Below are 14,723 nucleotides of genomic sequence, written 5' to 3'. Positions count from 1 at the left end.
GCAGCCTGCGTGACGATTGCGAGCTGGCACTGTATGAACGTACAATAGTCCCATTCTCGGACAGCCCCTTTACCTTCATGACTGCAACCCAGCCCACCGTACCCGCCACCCCGCCGCTCGACGGTTTTATCCTGACCCGCCACGGTCGGGACGTGCGCGGCCGCAACGGGCACGCAGCTAGCACCGAAATCGTGATGTGGCTCTGGAGCGCGCAGGGGCCGGTGCGGGTGGTGGTGCCGGGACAGGAGCCGGTTTTTTTCCTGCCGCAGAGCCACATGGCGGAAGCCGCCGAGCTGTTCAAAGGCGCCGGGGTGAGGGGGCGGTTTCGCCGCCTGCCGATGCACACCTTCGACGGTCGCCCCGTGGTGGGTTGCTATTTCGCCACCCTGAGCGCCTTTCACCGCGCCATCGAGCTGTTGCTCATTCGCGGGCTGGAGCACTTCGAGGCGGATATCCGGCTGCCGGAGCGCTTCCTGATGGAACGTTTCATCACCGCTGGCGTGCGCTTCGATGGCCGGGCGGTGAAGAAGGGCGGCAAGCAGGGATACTGGGAGGTGAACGAGGCACGCTGCGCACCGCAGGCGGTAACGCCAACCCTCTCCTGGGTGTCCCTCGACGTGGAGTGCGCCATGGACGGGGCCCTCTTCTCGGTCGGTCTTTACAGCGAACAGGATGCGCGGGTCATCATGATCGGCACCCCGGAATCGGATGCCGAGAGCTGGGGCACTCAGGTCCAGTGGGTAGAGGACGAGAGCGCCCTGCTGAGTGCGCTGGAGAGCTGGTTCAGCCTGCATGACCCCGATCTGGTCATCGGCTGGAACGTGGTTAATTTTGATTTTCGCCTGCTGCTACGCCGCGCCGAGCTTAACAAGCGGCGTCTGCGGCTCGGACGGGGGCGCGAGCTCTGCTTCTGGCGCTCATCCCGCAATGATCCCCAGACCGGCAACGTCATCATCCCCGGGCGCATGGTGCTCGATGGCATCGACACCCTCAAAAGCGCCACCTGGCAGTTTGCCAGCTACAGCCTAGATGCGGTGGCGAGCGAACTGCTCGGCCGCGGCAAGGATATCGAGGATGTGGCCAATCGGGGGGAGAAGATCACCGAGCTGTTCCACTCCGACAAGGAGGCGCTCGCCCGCTACAACCTGGAAGATTGCAAGCTGGTGTGGGAGATCTTCGACTACTGCCACCTCATCCCCTTTGCCATCGAGCGTGCTTCCCTCACCGGCCTTGAGCTGGACAGGGTGGGGGGCTCGGTGGCGGCTTTTACCAACCTCTATCTGCCGCGGCTCCATCGTGGCGGCTACGTGGCGCCCAATCTGCCTGCCGACGGCGGGCTGGCGAGTCCCGGCGGCTATGTGATGGACTCCAAGCCCGGTCTCTATCGCCATGTGCTGGTGCTCGATTTCAAGAGCCTCTATCCCAGCATCATCCGCACTTTTTGCATCGATCCCATGGGGCTCATCGAGGGGCTGCAGCATCCCGAGCTCGCCATTCCGGGCTTTCGCGGCGCCATGTTCTCCCGAACCCGCCACTTCTTGCCGGATCTCATCGCCACCCTCTGGGCGGCGAGGGACAGAGCCAAGGCTGCCAGCAACAAGGCGCTCTCCCAGGCCATCAAGATCATCATGAACTCTTTCTACGGCGTGTTGGGGTCGGGGGGCTGCCGTTTCTATGATCCGCGCCTAGCCTCATCAATCACCCTGCGTGGCCACAGCATCATGCAGCAGACCCGCGAGTGGATTGAGGCGAAGGGGTTCGAGGTGATCTATGGCGACACCGATTCCACCTTTGTCCATCTGGGGCGCGAGACCAGCCCCGATGAGGCGGACGAGATCGGCCAGCGACTGGCGCAAATGATTAACGATAACTGGGCTGCACTGATCAGGCGCGAATTCGATCTGCCGAGTTATCTCGAGATCCAGTACGAGACCCACTACCGCCGTTTTCTGATGCCCACCATTCGCGGGCTGGAGAAGGGGAGCAAGAAGCGCTATGCGGGGCTGGTTGGCAAGGCCAGCGAGGGGAGTGAACAGCTGGTGTTCAAGGGGCTCGAATCGGTGCGTACCGACTGGACCATGCTGGCCAAGCAGTTCCAGACCCGCCTCTATGAGCTGGTGTTTCACGACCAAGATCCCAGCGGTTATGTGCGCACCATGGTGGATGAGACCCGGGCCGGTCGCCACGACGATCTGCTGATCTACCGCAAACGGCTGCGCCAGAAGCTTGAAGAGTATCAGAAGAATGTGCCGCCCCATGTGCGGGCGGCGCGGCTGGCCGATGAGGAGAACTTGCGCCGCGGGCTGCCCCAGCGCTATCAGCATCGGGGCACCATCGCCTATCTGATGACCCTCAATGGCCCCGAGCCGCTGGAGTACCGGCGCAGCGCCATTGATTACGAGCACTATATCGACAAGCAGTTGCGGCCCATTGCCGACGCCATCCTGCCCTTTATAGGCGAGTCGTTCGACCGGATCTGCGGTCAGCAGCTGGATCTTTTCTGATTGGTGCAAGTTGGCACTTTACTTCCCATGAATACTGGATAAAAATACAGTTATAAATCATGGAGAAGTTTCCTATGCGTCTTGAAATCATCATCGACAGAAAACATCAGATCCCGACCTCGACCATGGAGGCGCTGCGTCAGGAGCTGCTCAAGCAGCTTGGCGAAAAATTCCCCGACATCCATGTGCGGGTCGCGCCGGGCAGTGCCATGGCTCTGACTGTCAGCCGTGCCAGCAAGGAAGACAAAGAGCTGGCCGAAGCCATGGTGCAGGAGGTGTGGGAGAACGCCGAGAGCTGGATGCCGGAAGAGAACGTCGCCTCCTGATCCCGCACTGTCAGTGGATAACTCGGGCGTTGGATACATGGGCGGCGGATAAACGGGCATGCCCGCTAACGCACCGTTGATCCCCGGACAACAAAAAACGCAGCCAGGTGGCTGCGTTTTTTGTTGGTGGCCAGTGGCGAGCGGTGGTTTCTGGCTCTGGATTGAGCCAGGTCCGTTATAGCCCCGCCCAGCTTTTCAAGCTCTGCTGCTGCACCCGGCGGTTGGCCTCGCTGATCTCCCCTTTGGCGCGCAGCTCCTTGATTGCGAGCGGCAGGGCGGCGCGGATCTCGTCACTGCTCATCCCGGCTTTGAGGGCCGGGTGATAGGCGAGCTTGAGCAGTACATAGTCCAGCCCGGTCAGGAAACTGTCGATGCTGTTGTCATTGAAGATGGAGGGAAACACCTTGTCCGAGTCGTTGGGCAGCCCCATCACCTGGGTGAACTCCTCCACCACGCAGTCAAGAAAACGCCCTTTGGCCCGGCTGTAGTCCACCGGAATGATGATGGTGGCACGGCTGATCTCGTGTTTCGCATTGGTTGCGAAGTTGGCCAGGCAGAGCCCCTCCTTGAGTGCCATCCCGACCGACGGATCGCCCCCCATGGTGCGGTTGGCCCAGCTCTTCATCTTGCTGTAGTCGGTCATGATCAGAGTGAGGTTGGGCTTTGCGGCCACCATGCTGATGGAGTGGCCGGTGATGCGAGCCAGATGGGCCGCCTGTACCTTCACCACGTCGGCCTGCAGCGGCTTGTCACCCGATTCGTTGATAAGTTGCAGCCGGATCGGCTGCTGCCAGCGGGCAAAACGGGTCTGCCTGGCTTCGCCATACTCCCGCTCCATGGCGATGGCCATAAAGCTCTCGGTGAGATAGCTGTCGCTCTGCCAGCGCGCATCGGCACGGGCGCTCTGGCCCGCGAGCAGAAGCAGCAGGGCCAGCAGCCCACGTGACGCGCGGCGGGGATAGTCAGCGCGGCCCAAGCTGGTCATTACCAAAGTGGCAATAAAGCGGGTGGCACAAAAGGAGATGGCGGTAAATGGCATGTTTCCTCCCTGAAACGGTTGTCAGCCTAGCGGCTGGCCTTGTCGATATCGCGCCAGGTGAGCCAGAGCCTGAGATCAAACTCCAGTTGATGATAGTCCGGCTCCATATGCTGGCAGAGCTGGTAGAAGCTCTTGTTGTGATCCTTCTCTTTGATATGGGCCAGCTCGTGCACCACGATCATTTTCAGGAACGGGGGCGGCGCCTCCTTGAACAGGGCGGCGATGCGGATCTCGTTCTTGGCCTTGAGCTTGCTGCCCTGTACCCGGCTGACGTAGGTGTGCAGGCCGAGGGCATCCTTGATCACGTTGATCTTGCCATCGAACACCACCTTTGACAGGGGCGCCGAGCTCTTGAGGTAGCGGTTCTTCAGCTCCATGGTGTAGGCAAGCAGCGCTTTGTCGCTCTGGATCGGGTGGCTTTCCGGATAGCGTTTGGCCAGCATCTCTCCCAGCTTGCCTGCCGCAATCAGCTGCTGTACCTGTGCCTTGAGAGGGTCGGGATAGCCGCCCAGATAAGTCAGTTCCGCCATGGTGTCACTCGTCACATCAAAAAGAGCGTCATTGTAGTTATCTCGGGCGGGCTTGCCTACTGCGGACCGCGGCTGCCAGGCGCTCTGGCGCAATAAAAAGGGCGGCCATTGCAACAATGGCCGCCCTGCGGGGCGTGATGGGTGATCAGCGTCGGCGATAGAGACCCGGATCCACCTCTTCGTAGTGGCTGGTCAGGTATTGATAGAAGGCGAGATGGGAAGGCGAGCTGGGTTTTTTCAGCTCCCCGCTCACCCGATCCGGCTTGGCGATGATGAACTTCGGGCTCTGGCGCTGGATATCGGCCAGCACCCGCTCGCGCACGTCATAGGGCGGATTGACGTTGGCAAAGAAGAGATAGGCGGAAGCCGGCTGGCGATCGGTCCAGAGATAATATTGCGGCTGGATGCCATCGACCCAGATCTTGTCGCTCGGGACTGTCTCGGCCTTGATGCGATCGACCCGCACCTGGGCGGCAGGATTGAAGGGGCGGCCCTTGAGGGTCCCTTCCCAGGCGTTGTTGAGCATCAGCAGCAGCATGGCCAGTGTGGCCAGCCAAGGGGTGGCACGGCGCACATCCCAGGCACGCCAGAGGGGGATGAGGATCAGCACCGGCAGTGCCCACAGCAGGCTGGTGCCGAGCACCTCGTTGACTCGTTCGAGGGACCACTCCTTGGTACTCCAGCCGAAGACCAGCTGCTGGGCCAGCAGCCAGCTGGCGGTGAGCACCACCAGCGAGATGCAGAGCAGGCCGATGGCATCGGCCTGCTGTTCGCTGCGATCCAGCAATACCGCCAGCGGCAGTACCGCCAGTTGCAGATAGAGCACGTCGTAGTGATCGAATACATGGCCAGAGACCGAGTTGGCGATCAGGGTAAACAGCACGCCAAACAGGGTCGCCAGCAGGGCGGGCAGATACCACTCCTGACGGCGGCTCAGCATCAGAATGATGAAGGCGGGCAGCAGCATGACCAGGCCGGTGCGCAGCAGGCCGACGGCGCCGACCATGGGGGAGAAGCCGTTGCCGTAGCTCCCCTCGAAGAAGATGTCGAAGGCGTAGTATTTGAAGGCTGCCAACAGATCATGCTGCTGGAAGTAGGCGTAAAGCGGGCCGCCAATCAGCGCCAGACCGAGCAGGCTGGAGATCAGCAGCAGGATGGCATCGCGCCACTTCTCGTGCAGGCACCAGTGGCAGAACAGCACCAGATACCAGGCGCCCCAGAAGGCGCCGTTGTTGGTGCGCATCCAGGCGACGATGGCGAAGGTGAGGGCGGCCACCAGCGCGGGCCACCAGCGAAATCCCTTGTCCAGCAGCAGGGTGATAAAGGCCCACTGGGCGATGAGGGCGAGGTGGAAGGTCCAGTCTTCGGTCATGTTGCCGTAGTAGTAACGGGTACCGTAGAGGGCCAACACCGCCAGCATGGCACCGAGACGCGCCTTGAACGAGAGACCAAGCTGGGCAAAGGCCTGCCAGCTGGCCAGCAGTCCGAGCCAGCAGAGCACCCACTCCAGCGCCCAGATCCCGACAAATCCCCCCAGCCCATAGCCCAGCGCATCGAGGGCGAAGATCATCGGCCCCTTGATGTCGATCATGTCGCGATAGAGCACACCCCCTTCGCTCCACATCTTGCCCATCACAGCGAACAGCGAGGCATCAAAGCCCGGCGCCATGGCGTGAACAAGCGGGTTGCGCAGACAGAAGAGCAACGCCAGCAGGGCGGTCAGCAGCACGATGGCTGGCTTGATGCCCGGGTTGACGCGAGGAGGGGTGAAACGGATGGAGTGATTCATGAAGTCGCCTGTTCCTGCAGCTGGTCTTGAAAGCGGGCCTATCTTGCCGAGCTAGTGAGTACGATGCAATGGGGCGGGCCCGTGTGGGACAAATATTCTCGAAAAAGCCCGGTTCCTGGAGGGAACCGGGCGCTGGCTGCGGCAATATTGGCCGTCAGGGGGATGTGGCAAAGCCATTTCCCCTCTGCATCATCTGATGTACTCAACCAGAGGCGGCTGCGCTGCCAGCGCTGGCAGGTGGCGAGCCCAGCGGATAAAGGCGTCGGCCAGGGTGATGCCGAGCTCCTGATTGTGTTGGGTCAGGGTACGAGTCAGCGCGGTGTAGCCCTCTTTGCCGGAGGCGGTATAAGCACTCGATACCCCGCGATAGATCTGCTCGTTTTCCACTGCTTGCCACTGGCCGGGGGCGGCTTCCCACTCCAGTCGGGTGATGCGCTGGCCCTTGGGCAGATTGGCCTGATAGGTGAATCGTATTCCCGCGGTGTAGGGGAAGCTGCCGTTGCCATTGCCGACCACACCGTTGTTGGTGGCGTTGTCGATGGCATTTTCCAGCGCTTCCGCCAACTCGTGACCGTGCACCCGATAGAGGGTGAGGGGAATGGCAAACGGCAGCAGGCGACCGGCGATATCCGCTTCGCTCAAGGGGCCAGGCTCCAGCGAGCAGCGCACGCCACCGGCGTTGTGCAGGGCAAAGTCCACTTCACCCACCTGTTCACGGGCGGCCGTCAGCATGGCACGGGCCACCAGCGGGGCGAGCTGGCTGCCGTGGGGCAGGGTGGTATCCGGCAGCCGTTGATGGGGCAGTGGCGCCGCCAGCCGGGTGACGATGCGCTGGCTCATGGTTTCAATCTCCGGCCGGTAGCGTTTGGCCAGTTGTTGTTCAAGCTGTGGATCCGGCTCGCAGAAGGTGAGCCCGGCGGGTGGGGTGGAGGCGAATGGCCAGGGCTGCCAGGGGAGCCACTCCAGCTGTCCCTCACTTTGCAAGACACGACCCGCCTTATCGAAGGTGAGCTCGCACACGCCGAGGCAGAGGGCGCTGTGGCCAGCGTGCAGAATGGCGACCCCGTTGTTCATCAGCGGATAGCTGCCTTCACTTGGCAGACCCAGCGGCGCGAGATCGCCGAGCAGGCTGTGGGTGTGGCCGCCGATGATCAGGCTGAGCTCGGGGAAGCGCTCGGCCAGCAGCTTGTCCTGATCCAGCCCGAGGTGGCTTAGCAGGATGATATGGTGGATCCCTTCACCCTTGATCTCCCGCAGCACCTTGGTGAGGGTGTCAGCCACTGCGTGGAAACGGGTGTGGGGATCCGGGTTGGCGATGGCGGCCATCTGGGCGAGAGTGATCCCCAGCAGCGCAAAGGGAACCCCGTCGATCACCCGGCGATGCCAGGGCTGATGGGCGTCGTAGAGGTGGGGGATATCCCACAACCCGAGGGTTGTGTCGGCAGGCTCCTGGCTGTTGTCCAGATTGGCGGCCAGCACCGGAAAATCGAGCTGGCGCAAAAACTCCACCAGCGGGCCGTTGCCCAGATCGAACTCGTGGTTGCCGAGCACCATGGCATCGGGGGCCAGCATGGCGAGCAGGTCGGCGTTGGCGCGCCCTTTGAAGCGGTTGAAATAGAGCGAGCCCTGAAAGGAGTCGCCACCGTGCAGAAACAGAAAACGCTGGCCGGCTGCTGCGGCTTTGGCACGCAGTTGGGTCAATCGGGTCAGGATCCGGGCATAACCGCCGCACTGGGTGCGCCACTGGCCTTCACCGACAGGGGAGAAGCTCATGGGCGCGCCATCGAAGTGGGAGTGGCAATCACTGAAATGGGCAAGTTGAACCGTAATACTCATCTCGGTCCTCCTTAGGGGAAAATGAGCACCGAGTCTACTGCAAAGGGGGGGGAGGATACCAGCCCGGCAGGGTGCCGGGCTGGTCAGCGATCAGGCGGGCACCATGATCTGGGTGGCGATGATCACCACCAGCAGGCCGACGCCCACCGGCAGGGAGGTACGCTTGACTACCTCGAACGGCGAGAGTTTGCCCATCCCCGCACAGGCGACCACCACACCGGAGACCGGCGAAATGGTACGACCCAGGTTGGAGGCTTGCAGCATCGGGATCACCAGATAGGCCGGGTTGATGCCCAGGCTGCTGGCCAGGTTGGGGATCAGCTCCACGAAGGCGTAGAAGGGGGCGTTGCCCGAGCCAGTGGTGAAGGCGGCCAGGGTGGTGATCACCACCAGTGACAGCATCATGATCATGCCGCCCGAGCCGAGATCCTGGGCGTGGGTCAGCAGGGTGTCGATAAAGCCGATGGTCATCAGACCCTGAGCAAAGACACCGGCACCGACCAGCAGCATGACCACACCGGCAAAGGCGTCAGCCATATTGCGCCAGCAGACCTGCAGACCGTCCAGCAGCTCCTTGCCATTGCGGATACGCACGAGTTCCAGCAGGCTGGCCAGCACCATGCACATGACGATGATGGTGACGATATCCAGCTGCGGGCCCCATTTGCCGTCAAATATCAGCACCCCGATGATGGGGGTGAACGGCAGGATGGCGTAAAAGGCAGGCGCCGTCGTCACCAGATCGCCCGGTGCAACCGGCTCGTTGTGCTCGCCGGATTTCTGGTCAAGGTAGCGCTGCCAGAAGAAGTGGGTCACCGCCATACAGGCGATCGCCACCAGCGAGATGGGCAGGGTCAGCTTGAAGGCAAAATCCAGCAGCGGCATGTTGGCGGCCTGGGCGGCCATCACCACGTCACCGGAGGTCGGTGCCAGAATGATGGCGGCAGGCGAGGCGCACACGGCGGCTGCCGCACCACGGGAGATCCCCATGTTGACCATCAGCGGGAACAGGGTCGCCATCAACAGCACGCCGAGGCCAGTGGCGGAGCTCACCGCCAGCGACATGGCACAGGCAACCAGATAGGCGGCCACCAGCAGGATGTAGGGGGACTTGATGATGCCGAGCGGTTTGCTGGCCAGCTTGACCAGAATGGTATTGGCGCCGATATGGCTCATGTAGCCGGCGAAGCCACACAGCACCATGATCAGCATCCCCAGTCCACCGCCACGATCGTTGAGCAGGAAGCGGATGTATTCGAAGATATCGGTCGCAATGTAACCGGTGCTGACGACTTTGCTCGGCAGTACCGGCTTGCCCATCATGGCGGTGACGACCAGCAGCAGCAAGCCGCCGCTCAGCAGCACCCCGGTCGCGGAGTATCCTTTGAAAATGGCACGGCCCACCACCAGGGTGACCAGGGTGCCAATAATGAGTTCCAGCATATGTTGCCTTCTGATTGGATGAGAGTGGAGGGAGTCTATTCCGATAGGGGTAGACTGGCGACCGGAAACCGGATGTTGTGTGAGCTAAATCAACGTTTAACCCCGTGAACAGAATTAAAGAAAGGTAAAGGCACTTTACCCAGCGGGTTTGGCTACCTACCCTTGCCAGCTTTGGGTATCTTTTGAGGCTTTTATATGGTGATGGGTGATTTTATAGGCGTTAAACGCTGTCTTTTCCTGCTTTCGCTGCTATTTTCACCTACTTGCGTGTTTGCGGTGACCAATGACGGTTTTCATCAAACCGGCCCCCATCAGGCGGTCGCCATGCGGCGTCTCATGGCACCCCACTCTTACGGCGTACTGGTGGTCGCCGAGGGGAACAGACCCCGTTTTGCCGCGCTGGCATCCAAAACCACCGAAGCAAACTGCCTGGCTCGTCACGCCATCCGGGTGGATGGGGTCGCGCTGCTGGCCACCCCGCGATTTTATGGCAAAGAGGGAAAACGGGGTCTTTGCGAGCTGTGGCTCAACGAGGGGGCAGATCAGAACTTTTTTGCCAACCGTCTTAAAAATGATCATTTTATTCAGATAGATGGTCATGACATCAATGTGAAAAATTACCACCTCGACTGGCAGCGGATCAGCCGCCATGCTCAATAAAAATACAGTTTTGGCCTTGTGCCATACTCTGCTCACGCAACCTGTGAGCGTGCTCTGATTTCTGGGCCCATCATTGTATTGCGCCGCTTCGTCGTCACACATAGGCTATACCCGTCATCTGTGTGGCGGTGGGGTTCACCAAGGTTGGTACTCCGCCCGTGCAATCAAGGAAGGTAGTCTGGCATGGTCAGCAAGGTTTATGGAGTAGTGGGGGTCGGGTTGTTGCTGTTGCCCCTGATGAGTCAGGCTCAGCCGAGCCGGCCGCAAGTGGTGCCAGAGTCCCGCATCAATGTCCGTTTTTATGAGGTCCATGCAACCAGCCCGGACCAGCTTGCCCGTGCGATTGCCCAGAGTGCCCCCAAGGTAAATGGCAAGCCTGTGCTCGGCAAGGCGAGTTATCAGATGGAGTGGCAGCTGGATACCGAGCAGTTGCCGGGACGCTGCCAGCTCAACCGGGTAACGGTCACGACCAACGCCACCGTGTTGCTGCCCCGCTGGCGTGAGAGCGCGAGCAGTAACGATCCTGCCCGTCAGCGCTGGGGACGGCTGCTCTCCAGCATGTTTGACTACGAGTCCCGCTTCAAGGAGATGGTGCTGCAAGGGGCCAATCAGGTGGGCGGGGCGATTGCGGCGCTACCCGACCATGCAGATTGTCAGGCGCTGCGCTATGCCGCGTGGGCGGCGGGCAGCGGCGAGCTGAGCAAGGTCAAGGGGCGACTCGATGATTTTCAGCGTCAGACCGGCTACGGCGAACAGCTCGGGGTGCATTGGCCCAAGTGAGCGCTATTCTATATAGGGCATAGGGCCCGATATCCTGCCAACCCTCCTCAATATCGCACGATTTGATAAATAGAATGGCCGCCCGATGGGCGGCCATTCTATTTGTTTGCAGATTGCTTGCAGAGTCCGGTTCAGGCCAGTGCTTTGCCCTTGAGCAGCTTGCGTACCCAGTAACGGGCAGGGTGGAGCGCCTCCAGCAGATCGGCGGCCAGCGGCAGGGGATCGCCGCAGATCTCGCTGGCGAGCAGCTCACCACAGAGCGGCGCCGAGCAGAGACCCCGTGAGCCGAGCGCCCCCAGCACATAGAGGCCGGGGTGAAGAGGCAGCGGTTGGGCATTATGCTGATCACGCTGCAGATTGGCATAGTGATCCGCCAGCCCCTGCAATCTGACGATTGGCCCCACTACCGGCAGGTGATCCCGACTGGCGCAGCGCACTCCGACGCGGGCCTCATTGCCGCTCACATCCACTTCGGCGGGCCAGGCTTGCTCCGGCAAACAGGCTTGCAACCGCGCCTGATTCTGGGTTTGCTCCTCGGCACGAAACTCGAGACTGCTCTGGTTGCGGCCATAACTGGCGCCGATGCAGTGCTGCTCGTTGTGCATCGGGGTGAGGTAGCCATCGTAACAGAGCACGGTCTTGAGCTGACGCAAGCTGGCCGTGGTCGGCACATGGCTCACCTGACCGCGCACCGGATAGAGCGGCAGTTCGGCAAAGGGGAGCAGAGCGGGCAACTGGTGACCGGCGGCGACCACCAGATTGGGGGTCTGCCAGTGGCGGCCATCCTGGCTCTCTATGTGCCAGCCATCGGTCTGCTCGGCAATGGCGACCACTTTGGTGTGGTACTCCACCTGCAGCAGGCCGCTGGCTTGCGCCTCTTTCAGCGCTGCGCGAGTGAGATCGGCCGGACAGAGCCAGCCCCCCAGCGGGTAGCTGGCCCCTTCATGCCCACTGGGCAGGCCAGATATCGCTTCTGCCTCTGCGGCGGAAAGGGGTTGCATCAGCTCGGGCGGGAAGGGGCCCTGACTCATCTTGGTCAGCTTGGCGCGGGATTTGTCGTCATAGCCCAGCTGTACCACACCGCATAATTCGAAAGCGATGGGATGGTGCTCGGCCAGTGCCAGCAGCCGTTGGCGGGCATAGCCAAAGGCGAGCGAATAGAAGCGCGACAGCGCATCGTGCTCGCCGTTAAGCAGTGGATAGAGCGCGCCCTGGCGGTTACCTGAGGCGCCGGTGGCCGATTCGCCATCTTCGCACAGCAGGGTTACCTTGCGACCCCGTTCCACCAGGGAGAGTGCGGTCATGGCCGAGGCGACGCCACCGCCGATGATCACAATCTCGCCATTCCGGCCTACCGGACGCGCATAATGGTTGGCGATCGTCTGCGCGGGAGCCTTGTCACAGCGCTCACCGATCAACATGGCCCACTTGGTGCCGTGGCCCTTGGTCTTTTTCATCGCAAAACCGGATGCGATCAGCCCACGGCGCACAAATCCGGCGCAGGTAAAGGTAGAGATGGTCGCGTTCGCGCGCGCGAGACGGGCCAGCCCATCAAACAGCGCTTGCGTCCACATCTCGGGGTTCTTGGCCGGGGCAAAACCATCCAGATACCAGGCATCGACCAGGCCCTCTGCCCGGTGCGGTACCAGCGGCAGCATATCCTTGATGTCGCCAAACCAGAGGTCGAGGCGAATGCGGCCGCCCGCAAAGAGCAGGCGATGACAGCCGGATACCGGCAGCGGCCACTGGGCGATGAGATCCTGGCTCAAGTGGCCAAGCTCGGGCCAGGCGGCCAGCGCCTTGCGCAGATCGCCTTGAGTCAGGGGATATTTCTCGAAACTGATGAAGTGCAGACGGGAGCCGTTGCCGGATTGGGGCGCCTGTTCCAGGAACGCTTGCATTGTCGCCAGAAAGTTAAGACCTGTGCCGAAACCTGTTTCACCTATCACGAAACTGTCACTATCGTGGTGCGAAAATCGCGCAGGTAGCCGGTTTTGCTGCAAAAAGACGTAGCGGGTTTCACTTAGACCGTTATTATTGGAAAAGTACACATCCCCGAAGTCACTGGAGACAGGAGTTCCCGCTTCATTCCAATCCAATCGGGCATGATGTAAGGATGTTTGACTCACGTTTTCCTCGGCTCGCGTCACAAAATCGCGGGCATTCTACGTGAAAGCAGACCAGTTTGGCAGCCGAAAGCGGGTAGACTTGGCGCCAGTTTTTCCAGACGAGATGAATTAATGAGAAGAGCAGTGATCACCGGTATCGGCGTCATCTCCAGTATCGGCAACAACAAGGAAGAAGTGCTGGCCTCCCTGAAAGCAGGTAAATCCGGCATCACCTATTCCGAGCAGTTCGAACAGCACAACCTGCGTAGCCGTGTCTGGGGTAACATCAAACTCGATCCGTCTGAACTGATCGACCGTAAAGTCATGCGTTTCATGGGTGATGCGGCGGCGTATGCCTATCTCTCCATGCAGCAGGCCATTGAAGATGCCGGGCTGCCGGAAGATCAGGTCTCCAACGAGCGTACCGGCCTGGTGGTCGGTTCAGGCGGTGCCTCCGGCAAAAACACCTCCGAGTCTTGCGACATCGCTCGCGAGAAAGGGGTCAAGCGAGTGGGCCCTTACATGGTGCCGCGCACCATGTCCTCCACCACTTCTGCCTGTCTGGCCACCCCGTTCAAAATCAAGGGTGTCAACTACTCCATCAGTTCTGCCTGCGCCACCTCTGCTCACTGCATCGGTCACGCCATGGAGCTGATCCAGCTTGGCAAACAGGATGTGGTGTTCGCTGGCGGCGGTGAAGAGCTGGACTGGTCCTCTACCATCCAGTTTGACGCCATGGGCGCCCTCTCCACCAAGTACAACGACACGCCGGAAAAAGCGTCCCGTACCTATGATGCGGACCGCGACGGTTTCGTTATCTCCGGTGGTGGCGGCATTCTGGTGATCGAAGAGCTGGAGCATGCGCTGGCTCGTGGTGCTCATATCTATGCCGAGCTGACCGGTTACGGTGCCACCTCCGATGGTTACGACATGGTTGCGCCGAGCGGTGAAGGCGCCGTGCGTTGCATGAAGATGGCGATGCAGGGTGTGGGCAAGGTTGATTACATCAACACCCACGGTACCTCCACTCCGGTCGGTGACACCAAGGAGCTGGAAGCAATCCAGACTCTGTTTGGCACCAACGGACCCAAGATCTCAGCGACCAAGGCGATGACTGGCCATGCGCTGGGCGCTGCCGGTGTGCATGAGGCTGTCTACTCCCTGCTGATGATGGAACACGGCTTTATCGCCCCCAGCATCAACATCGAGAATCTGGACGAGAAGGCCGTGGGTCTGCCCATCGTACGCGAGTACGAAGCGGCCGAGCTCAACACCGTCATGTCCAACAGCTTCGGCTTTGGCGGTACCAACGCCTCTCTGGTGTTCAGCAAGTTCAAAGCCTGATCATCCGGTTGATATGAAAAAAGCGCCTCAGGGCGCTTTTTTTGTCTTCGGGCTCTGTCATCAATGCTGCAGAGCAGAGCAGAGCAGAGCAGAGCAGAGCAGAGCAGAGCAGAGCAGAGCAGAGCAGAGCAGAGCAGAGCAGAGCAGAGCAGAGCAGAGCAGAGCAGAGCAGAGCAGAGCAGAGCAGAGCAGAGCAGAGCAGAGCAGAGCAGAGCAGAGCAGAGCATCAGTTATCGTGGGATAGGGGGAGTGCGTTTGTGGCAGAGGTCAGCGCAGATGGCTGCTGTCAGGTGACGTCACACCAATGAGTGTGTTCGGCATCCCGCTAGCAAGGCTGAGAGCAAGAAGGGAGCCTCAGGCTCCC

Annotated in this window: 11 protein-coding genes; 5 read left to right on the top strand and 6 right to left on the bottom strand. The window is 60.9% G+C overall.

Annotated elements, in window-relative coordinates; all coding sequences use genetic code 11:
- Positions 1 to 77 precede the first annotated feature (77 nt).
- Both PG888_RS11160 and PG888_RS11155 read left to right on the top strand, forming a co-directional pair.
- Positions 78 to 2,504, top strand: a complete 2,427-nt coding sequence (locus tag PG888_RS11160; protein ID WP_075112154.1) for a DNA polymerase II — start codon at positions 78 to 80, stop codon at positions 2,502 to 2,504.
- Positions 2,505 to 2,578: 74 nt separating this feature from the next.
- Positions 2,579 to 2,830, top strand: a complete 252-nt coding sequence (locus tag PG888_RS11155; protein WP_005333426.1) for a DinI family protein — start codon at positions 2,579 to 2,581, stop codon at positions 2,828 to 2,830.
- A 175-nt stretch (positions 2,831 to 3,005) separates the two neighbouring features.
- Here PG888_RS11155 and PG888_RS11150 read toward each other — a convergent pair whose 3' ends face one another.
- From PG888_RS11150 to dcuC, 5 genes are all read right to left on the bottom strand, one after another.
- Positions 3,006 to 3,869 carry a DUF2927 domain-containing protein gene (locus PG888_RS11150; protein ID WP_083617026.1) on the bottom strand — a complete coding sequence of 288 codons (864 nt, stop codon included), beginning with the start codon at positions 3,867 to 3,869 and terminating at the stop codon, positions 3,006 to 3,008.
- A 26-nt stretch (positions 3,870 to 3,895) separates the two neighbouring features.
- Positions 3,896 to 4,399, bottom strand: coding sequence for a M48 family metallopeptidase (locus PG888_RS11145; RefSeq protein ID WP_075112155.1), 504 nt, complete (start codon positions 4,397 to 4,399; stop codon positions 3,896 to 3,898).
- A 145-nt stretch (positions 4,400 to 4,544) separates the two neighbouring features.
- Complete coding sequence (locus tag PG888_RS11140; RefSeq protein WP_182939598.1) at positions 4,545 to 6,188, bottom strand: hypothetical protein; 1,644 nt, start codon at positions 6,186 to 6,188, stop codon at positions 4,545 to 4,547.
- Positions 6,189 to 6,377: 189 nt separating this feature from the next.
- Positions 6,378 to 8,024, bottom strand: coding sequence for a bifunctional metallophosphatase/5'-nucleotidase (locus PG888_RS11135; RefSeq protein WP_182939599.1), 1,647 nt, complete (start codon positions 8,022 to 8,024; stop codon positions 6,378 to 6,380).
- 90 nt (positions 8,025 to 8,114) lie between these two features.
- Positions 8,115 to 9,467, bottom strand: a complete 1,353-nt coding sequence (gene dcuC / locus PG888_RS11130) for an anaerobic C4-dicarboxylate transporter DcuC (protein ID WP_058051558.1) — start codon at positions 9,465 to 9,467, stop codon at positions 8,115 to 8,117.
- Between the two features lie 195 nt (positions 9,468 to 9,662).
- Between dcuC and PG888_RS11125 the strand changes: the two genes are divergently transcribed.
- Both PG888_RS11125 and PG888_RS11120 read left to right on the top strand, forming a co-directional pair.
- Positions 9,663 to 10,127, top strand: a complete 465-nt coding sequence (locus PG888_RS11125) for a hypothetical protein (protein ID WP_182939600.1) — start codon at positions 9,663 to 9,665, stop codon at positions 10,125 to 10,127.
- 183 nt (positions 10,128 to 10,310) lie between these two features.
- Complete coding sequence (locus PG888_RS11120; RefSeq protein WP_182939601.1) at positions 10,311 to 10,907, top strand: DUF922 domain-containing protein; 597 nt, start codon at positions 10,311 to 10,313, stop codon at positions 10,905 to 10,907.
- Between the two features lie 131 nt (positions 10,908 to 11,038).
- Here PG888_RS11120 and mnmC read toward each other — a convergent pair whose 3' ends face one another.
- A complete protein-coding gene (gene mnmC, locus PG888_RS11115; protein WP_182939602.1) occupies positions 11,039 to 13,057 on the bottom strand; it encodes a bifunctional tRNA (5-methylaminomethyl-2-thiouridine)(34)-methyltransferase MnmD/FAD-dependent 5-carboxymethylaminomethyl-2-thiouridine(34) oxidoreductase MnmC in 2,019 nt (672 codons plus the stop codon).
- A 90-nt stretch (positions 13,058 to 13,147) separates the two neighbouring features.
- Between mnmC and fabB the strand changes: the two genes are divergently transcribed.
- A complete protein-coding gene (gene fabB, locus PG888_RS11110) occupies positions 13,148 to 14,359 on the top strand; it encodes a beta-ketoacyl-ACP synthase I (RefSeq protein WP_075112161.1) in 1,212 nt (403 codons plus the stop codon).
- Positions 14,360 to 14,723: the final 364 nt, after the last annotated feature.

The sequence above is a fragment of the Aeromonas sp. QDB23 genome (assembly GCF_027707745.1).
Taxonomy (GTDB): domain Bacteria; phylum Pseudomonadota; class Gammaproteobacteria; order Enterobacterales; family Aeromonadaceae; genus Aeromonas; species Aeromonas allosaccharophila.
The sequence above is the reverse complement of the archived record's forward strand: the minus strand, read 5'-3'. Positions and strand labels throughout refer to the sequence as shown.

What these genes read in the sequence shown, in the direction of transcription:
- PG888_RS11140 (WP_182939598.1), bottom strand. Translation starts at nt 6,188, where the DNA reads ATGAATCACTCCATCCGTTTCACCCCTCCTCGCGTCAACCCGGGCATC.
- PG888_RS11135 (WP_182939599.1), bottom strand. Translation starts at nt 8,024, where the DNA reads ATGAGTATTACGGTTCAACTTGCCCATTTCAGTGATTGCCACTCCCAC.
- PG888_RS11160 (WP_075112154.1), top strand. Translation starts at nt 78, where the DNA reads ATGACTGCAACCCAGCCCACCGTACCCGCCACCCCGCCGCTCGACGGT.
- dcuC (WP_058051558.1), bottom strand. Translation starts at nt 9,467, where the DNA reads ATGCTGGAACTCATTATTGGCACCCTGGTCACCCTGGTGGTGGGCCGT.
- PG888_RS11155 (WP_005333426.1), top strand. Translation starts at nt 2,579, where the DNA reads ATGCGTCTTGAAATCATCATCGACAGAAAACATCAGATCCCGACCTCG.
- PG888_RS11125 (WP_182939600.1), top strand. Translation starts at nt 9,663, where the DNA reads ATGGTGATGGGTGATTTTATAGGCGTTAAACGCTGTCTTTTCCTGCTT.
- fabB (WP_075112161.1), top strand. Translation starts at nt 13,148, where the DNA reads ATGAGAAGAGCAGTGATCACCGGTATCGGCGTCATCTCCAGTATCGGC.
- PG888_RS11120 (WP_182939601.1), top strand. Translation starts at nt 10,311, where the DNA reads ATGGTCAGCAAGGTTTATGGAGTAGTGGGGGTCGGGTTGTTGCTGTTG.
- PG888_RS11145 (WP_075112155.1), bottom strand. Translation starts at nt 4,399, where the DNA reads ATGGCGGAACTGACTTATCTGGGCGGCTATCCCGACCCTCTCAAGGCA.
- PG888_RS11150 (WP_083617026.1), bottom strand. Translation starts at nt 3,869, where the DNA reads ATGCCATTTACCGCCATCTCCTTTTGTGCCACCCGCTTTATTGCCACT.